The following is a 7162-nucleotide window of genomic DNA, read 5'->3' on the forward strand; positions in this document are numbered from 1 at the left end:
AAAAACTTGAGCGCGCACTAATGAGAAGCATTACCATAAACACCCTTTTCGCTCGCCTCGGTCCCGGAACCCCTATCGATGGTGCCCAACTCTTCGCTACAGCACGCCGTGGGCGAGCTCTACGTCCAGCATCACAACTGGGTGGTGCAACTGCTGCGACGCAAGCTCGGTAACCAGGACCAGGCCATGGACCTGGCACAGGACACCTTCCTGCGGATTCTGCGCAGCGAACAACTGCCGGTACTGCGTGAACCCCGGGCCTATCTGAACACCGTGGCCAGCCGACTGTGCGGCCAGTATTTCCGCCGCCAGGCCCTGGAGCGGGCCTACCTTGAATCACTGGCGCAGTTGGACCCGCAACACCAGCCCTCACCGGAAACCCGCCTGCTGGTGCTCGAAGCCCTGGACGCCGTGGGTCAGGTGCTGGACGGTCTGGGCCATCGGGTGCGGGACGTGTTTCTGCTGTCCCAGCTCGAAGGCCTGACCTACCCGCAGATTGCCGAGCGCCTGCAGCTCTCGGTCAACGTGGTACAGAAAGCCATGCTCAAGGCCTACCGCCACTGCTATGCGGCGGTGTACCCGGCATGAGCGCCTTTAAGCCCATGGACGATCAGGGCGCGGTGGACCACCGCGTACTGGACCAGGCCCTGGAATGGCTGGTGCTCCTGCAGTCGGGCACCAGCAGCGCCGAGCAACAGGCCGGGTGCCTGGCCTGGCGCCGGGCCGACCCGCAACATGAATTGGCCTGGCAACGCCTGGCCGGACTCGGGCAGGACCTGCGCGACAGCACCCGCAGCCTGCCCGCCGCTCGCACCCGGCAGTTGCTCCAGGCCCGCAGCCACCCTTCGCGGCGCACCTTGCTCAAGGGCGTCGTCGGCCTTGGAGTGGTGGCCGCCAGCAGTTGGAGCGTGCGCGAGCGGCTGCTGTTGCCGCAGTTGTTCAGCGACTACCACACCGCCACCGGCGAACGCCGCCAACTGCAACTGGCGGTCGGCACGGCGCTGCAGCTGGACACCCGCACCACTCTGGATCTTCAGGACCGTGTGCAAGGACCGCAACTACGGCTCAACAGTGGACGCCTGCTGCTGACCCTGGGCAACGCCGCGCCAGTGCGGGTCGTCACCGCCGAAGCCAGGATCCACCTGGCACCGCTGTCGCAGTTGATGGTCAGCGTCGGCTTGCCGGGACACCGCGGCACCCGGGTGCAACTGCTGAGCGGCAGTGCCTCGGTCAGCCTGGGTCAGGGGCCCGGACAGGTCCTGGGCCCGCGCCAGCAGGTGGACATCGAGCAACGCATGAGCCCCGTAACGCCAGTGGCCGCCGCAGCCAGCGCCTGGACTCAGGGCCTGCTGATCGCCGAACGCATGCCATTGGCCGAGGTGATCGCCGAACTCGACCGCTATCGTCCGGGCCTGCTGCGCTGCGCCGCCGAGGTCGCCGGGCTGCGGGTGTCCGGTTCGTTCTCCCTCGACCAGCCGGACGCCAGCCTCGACTTGCTGGCCCGAACCCTGCCCATTCGCATTCAGCGGGTCATGGGCTATTGGGCCTCAGTGACGGCGGCCTGATTTTTTTCCAGGAAGGCGGCAGTTTTTCCAATCTCACGCATCAAGACCAGGGAAGAAGCTGGAAAACAGCTCAGCGCCAACCCTTCCCAACCCATGGACTTTCTTATGCACATCCGCCTCACGCCCCTTGCCGCGGCCCTGCGCCCGTTCCTCATCGGCCTGTCGATCGCCAGCACCAGCCTGCCGCTGCTGGCCGCCGAGGCCAACGCCGAAGTGGCTGACAGCCAGCGCCACGACTACGCAATCGCCCCAGGCAACCTGGATCAGGTACTGGGCGCCTTCGGCCAGCAATCCGGGGCCATGATCGCCGTCGATGCCAGCCTCAGCGCCGGCAAGCACAGCCCAGGCCTGAGCGGCCGCTTCGCCATCGGTGAAGGCCTGCAACGCCTGCTGGCGCCCCTGGGCCTGCAAGCGGTGGCCGAAGGGGCGGGCTATCGAGTGCTCAGGGCCGGCGGCGAACGCGTGGAACTCGGCACCACCACCGTCAGCACCAACCAGTTGGGAACCATCACCGAAGGCTCCGGCTCCTACACCCCCGGCACCATCGCCACCGCCACCCGGTTGGTGCTGACACCCCGGGAAACCCCGCAGTCGATCTCGGTGGTCACCCGCCAGGCCATGGACGATTTCGGCCTCAATTCCATCGACGACGTGATGCGCCATACCCCAGGCATCACCGTGGCCACCTACGACAGTGACCGCACCAGCTACTTCTCTCGCGGCTTTGCCATTCAGAACTTCCAGTACGACGGAATTCCGATCCTGCAGGACGCGCAGTACTCCTCGGGCCACACCCTCACCGACACGGTGATCTACGACCGCGTGGAAATACTCAAGGGCGCCACCGGCCTGCTCACCGGTGCCGGTGGCCCCGGCGGCACCATCAACATGGTGCGCAAGAAACCCACCGCCGAATTCGCCGGGCATATCGACCTGGGGGCCGGTTCCTGGGACAACTACCGCTCGCAGGTCGATGTCAGTGGCCCCCTGACCGACAGCGGCAATGTCCGCGGACGGATGGTCGCCGCCTATCAGGACAAGAAATCCTTCCTTGACCACTACCAGCGCCAGACCAGCGTCTACTACGGCATCCTGGAGTTCGACCTGTCACCGGACACCCTGCTGACCGTCGGCGCCGACTATCAGGACAACGACCCCAAGGGTTCCAGCTGGTCGGGCAGCAGCTCGCTGTACGACTCCAAGGGCAATGCCATCAGCACCTCGCGCTCCTACAACAACGGCGCGAGCTGGAGCCGCTGGTCGCAATACACCCGTACCGCGTTCACCACCCTGGAGCACAGCTTTGCAAACGGCTGGGTGGCCAAGGCCCAGTACAACCACCAGATCAATGGCTACAACGCTCCCTTGGGTTCGTTGATGTCGCCCAATGCCGAGACCGGCATCGCCTCGCTGCTGACCCGCAAGTACACCGGCGAGACCGTCAGCGACAGCGGCGACCTCTACGCTACGGGGCCCTTCGACCTGCTGGGGCGCGAGCATCAGCTGGTGGTCGGGGCCTCGATCTCCAACTCGCACTGGAAAGGCCGGGACTTCACCAGCGCCACCAATCACAACAATTTCTACGACTACTTCAACTGGGACGGGCACAGCCCCAAGCCCGATTGGGGCCGCATCACCAAAAAGAACGACGAGACCACCCGCCAGAGTGCCGGCTACATGACCGCGCGCTTTAGCCTCAACGATGATCTTTCGTTGCTGCTGGGCAGCCGGGTCAACAACTACGAGGTCAGCGGCACCAGCCGGACCAAGGACACCGGCAAGGTCATTCCCTACGCCGGGGTGGTCTACGACCTCGACCAGAACTTCTCCGTCTATGCCAGCTATACCGAGATCTATCTGCCCCAGGACGACTACCGCGACCGCAACGACAAGGTGCTCAAGCCCGACGAAGGCACCAACTACGAGGTGGGCCTCAAGGGCGAGTTCTTCGACGGTCGCCTGAACTCCAGCCTGGCCTACTTCGAGGTGCATGAAGAAAACCGGCCCGTGGATGACCTGGCCTATAACGCCAACCCCACCACCCCCGGGCTGGACTATGCCTCCAAGGGCATCAAGTCCAAGGCCAAGGGTTATGAAGCGGAAATCTCCGGAGAGCTCGCCCCCGGCTGGCAGCTGCAGGCCGGTTACACCCACAAGATCATTCGCGACCAGAGCGGGGCCAAGGTCTCCACCTGGGAACCGGAAGATCAGGTCAACCTCTACACCAGCTACAAACTGACCGGCAGCCTGGACAAGCTGACCCTGGGCAGCGGCGTCCGCTGGCAGGGCACCGGCTGGAAGATACTCAGCAACTACGGCAAGGGCACCGAGGAAAAATTCGCCCAGGACCCTTACTGGCTGGTGGATCTGATGGCCCGCTACCAGATCACCGAGAACGTCTCGGCCACCCTCAACGTCAACAACCTGTTCGACAAGAAGTACTTCACCAACATCGGCTTCTACAACTCGTCGTACTACGGCGACCCGCGGAATGTGATGCTCAGCACTCGCTGGAACTTCTAAAGCAGCCCCCTCGTCGTGGCCCGTCCCACCAGCGGCTGGCCACGACGTCTGTTACCCCTCCCCCCGTAGCATTTTCTAACCTTTGCCGCCGACCGCTGCGCTGAAAATGAGTGCCGTCATCCCGGCACATCTGTTAAAAACGCGCTGTCGTCCGTCCTGTGGTGAAGCCCTGCATGTCCCCATCCCTGTCCCAGCGCCTGCGCCGTCGCTGGTTTGCGCTGCTGTGCCTGGCCACACTGATCGTCGGCCTGCCGGTGAGCTGTGCGGTGCTCGAACACAAGGAGCGCCAACTGGTGTTTCGCATCGAGCCGGGCAACGCCGGCTGGTATCGCGGTCTGCCCAGCACAGTGCAGGAACTGCAACTCAAACCGCAAAGCTTCAAGCCCGGACAGAACATCCACGCCTGGTGGTGGCCGGCCAAACGCGCCGATGCCCCGGCGATCCTCTACCTGCACGGCGTGCGCTGGAACCTCACCGGCCAGTTGTTTCGCATCGAGCAACTGCACGCCCTGGGCTACTCGGTGCTGGCCATCGATTACCGGGGGTTCGGCCAGAGCCATGGCGACCTGCCCTCGGAAAGCAGCGTGTATGAAGACGCGCGCGTCGCCTGGGAGCGGCTCAAGGTGCTGCAACCCGATGCCAACAAACGCCTGATCTACGGCCACTCCCTGGGAGGGGCGGTGGCCATCGACCTGGCTGCCGAACTGGGGCGCAATGCCGCCGCCGAAAAGACCCCGATTGCCGCTCGCGGGCTGATCGTCGAATCCACCTTCACCACCCTGGCCGATGCCGCTGCCGCAGCGACCAAGACCTCGCTGCCGGTACGCTGGCTGCTGTCACAGAAGTTCGACTCCATCGACAAGATCGGCGAGATCGGCATGCCCTTGCTGGTGGTCCACGGCCTCAAAGACGACTACGTACCGCCGCGCCTGAGCCAGCAACTGTTCAAGGCCGCCCTGGAGCCGAAGAAGCTGTTGCTGGTGCCCGGCGGCACCCACAACAACAGCATGCGCCTGGCGGGCAAGGACTACGGCCAGGCCATCAACGCCCTGCTGCGGACCAGGCCGGCGTCCAGCATCGCCGGCCCGGCAGCGGTCACGGTGCCCACTGGCTGAACCTGCAGACCAGGGCTCCAAGCGCTCGCCAGGCAAGGCCCTGTGTACCGAACGCGGCCCGGCCTTTTCGCAGCTTCGCAGGCTCAGCAGCGGCTACAGGAAACCCTCTGTGTAGCCGCTGCCGCAGGCTGCGCGAGGCACCGAAGGGGCCTCGGCGCCCTCAGGATCGCTGCGAGCCTGCGCCAGCGTCTACAAGGCGCTTTGTCCGGCGCTCACTGCCACGCTCGGCAAGGCCGCTGGCGGACACAACGCGTCGCCAATGGTGCGCAACTTCAGGCAGGTCTCCTGGTATTCACTCTCGGGGTCCGACTCGCCCACAATCCCGCAGCCGGCAAACAGGTGCGCCTGGTTGCCGCGAATCAGCGCCGAGCGCAGGGCCACGGCAAACTCGCCGTCGCCCTCGGCGTTGAGCCAACCCACCGGGGCGGCGTACCAGCCCCGGTCCAGTTGCTCATGCTCGCGGATGTACTCCAGGGCCTTGGCCCGAGGCAGGCCGCCCACCGCCGGGGTCGGGTGCAGGGCGTCGACCAGTTGCAGCAGGTCCACCTGGGGCCGCAACCGCCCCAACACCGGGGTCAGCAGATGCTGGACGTGGGCCAGGCGGTGCAGTTGCGGCTGCGCAGGAATTTCCAGCATGGCGCAATAGGGCTGCAGCGCTTCGCGCAGGGTCTGCACCACCAGGGCGTGCTCGTGGCGATCCTTGGCGCTGTCCATCAGGCCCTGGCCCAGTTCGGCATCCTGTTGCTCGTGCTGACCGCGGGCGCAGGTGCCGGCCAGGGCCACGGTGCTCAAGGTGCCCCGGGCCACGCGCACCAGACGTTCGGGGGTGGCGCCGAGGAAGCAACTGTCGCCGCGGCTGAAGGCAAACAGAAAGGCCTGGGGATAGGCCGCCCTGAGGTTCTCCAGCAAGGGGCCGCAGGGAATGCTGCGCGGGGCCCGCAAGCAGACTTCCCGGGCCAGCACCACTTTGCTCAGTTCACCGGCGTTGATCCGGCCGATGGCGCCGGCGACGGTGGCCTGCCACTGCTCGGCGCCCAGGGCGTCGTCGTCCTGCCGGGTGCCCACCGGCACCTGCAGTGACGGTGCATGGGCATAGCGGACCTGCAGCAGGTTCCATTCCGCCGCAAGGCCGGCAGCGCAATGGGCCACATCGGCGCCCGGCTCGATCCACAGGCTGAACAGCCAGTGCTGCTGTTCGCCTTCGCGCAACAACAGTATCCGTGGCAGTACCAGGGAGGTGGCGGCGAACGACTGCCACTGAGTACTGCGCGGCGCCTGGGGATCGAAGGCGAAGCCGCCGCACAGATAAGCCTTGCGCGGGCCGACCTGATGGGCCTGCTCCAGCAGTTGGCGCCAGACCTGGGTACTGGCGGCAAAGCGCTCGGCGGCCGGCGGGCTGATTTCCTCGGTGCAGCCGAACCCGGCCAGGGCCAGAGCGCCCTGGTCGCTGGACCAGAACAGGCTCTGGCCGAACACCTGGCGGTTGGCAGCAAACAGCCGCAGTGGCTCCAGGCGCTCGGCGGCCAGGCTGAACACCACCAGTACCGCGCGACCATTGCGCCGAGCCTGGGCCTCACCTTCACGCAGGGCCTGGGTCAGCCCGGACAGGCACGACTCATTCATTGCCGACTCCTTGCTCAAGCCCACGCTGAACGCGCCAGTGGCGCACTTGCTGGGCGATGTTCCAGTGGATGATCTGGGCAAACAGCGGCACCACGAACATCGGGTCCAGGCCTGCCTGCTCGGCCCATTGCTGACGCTGCGGGAGCATCGCCGCGACCCGCTCCGGCGCGGCGATGCTGTCCTGGGTCGGCTTGAATTGTGCGGCCGCCTTGACGTAGGCCAGGCGCTGGCCGAGGGCCTGGATGATCTGCTGGTCCAGGGTGTCGATCGCCCAGCGGATGTCTTCCAGGGCGCTGCATTGCTCGGGGGTTTTCATGTTGATGACTACCAAGGGAA

The 7162-nt window shown here is 65.7% G+C and carries 6 protein-coding genes; 4 read left to right on the forward strand and 2 right to left on the reverse strand.

The genetic code is table 11. The features are described 5' to 3' along the window. Positions 1 to 78: 78 nt before the first annotated feature. From PFZ56_RS23185 to PFZ56_RS23200, 4 genes are all read left to right on the forward strand, one after another. Positions 79 to 588, forward strand: a complete 510-nt coding sequence (locus tag PFZ56_RS23185; RefSeq protein ID WP_170003656.1) for a sigma-70 family RNA polymerase sigma factor — start codon at positions 79 to 81, stop codon at positions 586 to 588. After that, a complete protein-coding gene (locus PFZ56_RS23190; RefSeq protein WP_268562742.1) occupies positions 585 to 1565 on the forward strand; it encodes a DUF4880 domain-containing protein in 981 nt (326 codons plus the stop codon). The genes PFZ56_RS23185 and PFZ56_RS23190 overlap by 4 nt, the downstream gene beginning before the upstream one ends. Positions 1566 to 1670: 105 nt before the next feature. Continuing rightward, complete coding sequence (locus PFZ56_RS23195; RefSeq protein WP_170004672.1) at positions 1671 to 4088, forward strand: TonB-dependent siderophore receptor; 2418 nt, start codon at positions 1671 to 1673, stop codon at positions 4086 to 4088. A gap of 173 nt (positions 4089 to 4261) precedes the next feature. Continuing rightward, a complete protein-coding gene (locus PFZ56_RS23200) occupies positions 4262 to 5203 on the forward strand; it encodes an alpha/beta hydrolase (RefSeq protein ID WP_110596545.1) in 942 nt (313 codons plus the stop codon). Between the two features lie 189 nt (positions 5204 to 5392). Here the strand turns inward: PFZ56_RS23200 and PFZ56_RS23205 are convergent, their stop codons facing one another. Both PFZ56_RS23205 and PFZ56_RS23210 read right to left on the reverse strand, forming a co-directional pair. Continuing rightward, positions 5393 to 6826, reverse strand: a complete 1434-nt coding sequence (locus PFZ56_RS23205) for an isochorismate synthase (protein ID WP_170004674.1) — start codon at positions 6824 to 6826, stop codon at positions 5393 to 5395. Further along, a complete protein-coding gene (locus tag PFZ56_RS23210; protein ID WP_102863566.1) occupies positions 6819 to 7142 on the reverse strand; it encodes an isochorismate lyase in 324 nt (107 codons plus the stop codon). Before PFZ56_RS23210 ends, PFZ56_RS23205 begins: the two co-directional genes overlap by 8 nt. Positions 7143 to 7162: the final 20 nt, after the last annotated feature.

Source organism: Pseudomonas danubii (assembly GCF_042980055.1).
In the GTDB taxonomy this organism is placed as follows: Bacteria; Pseudomonadota; Gammaproteobacteria; order Pseudomonadales; family Pseudomonadaceae; genus Aquipseudomonas; species Aquipseudomonas danubii.

What these genes read in the sequence shown, in the direction of transcription:
- PFZ56_RS23200 (WP_110596545.1), top strand. Translation starts at nt 4,262, where the DNA reads ATGTCCCCATCCCTGTCCCAGCGCCTGCGCCGTCGCTGGTTTGCGCTG.
- PFZ56_RS23205 (WP_170004674.1), bottom strand. Translation starts at nt 6,826, where the DNA reads ATGAATGAGTCGTGCCTGTCCGGGCTGACCCAGGCCCTGCGTGAAGGT.
- PFZ56_RS23195 (WP_170004672.1), top strand. Translation starts at nt 1,671, where the DNA reads ATGCACATCCGCCTCACGCCCCTTGCCGCGGCCCTGCGCCCGTTCCTC.
- PFZ56_RS23185 (WP_170003656.1), top strand. Translation starts at nt 79, where the DNA reads ATGGTGCCCAACTCTTCGCTACAGCACGCCGTGGGCGAGCTCTACGTC.
- PFZ56_RS23210 (WP_102863566.1), bottom strand. Translation starts at nt 7,142, where the DNA reads ATGAAAACCCCCGAGCAATGCAGCGCCCTGGAAGACATCCGCTGGGCG.
- PFZ56_RS23190 (WP_268562742.1), top strand. Translation starts at nt 585, where the DNA reads ATGAGCGCCTTTAAGCCCATGGACGATCAGGGCGCGGTGGACCACCGC.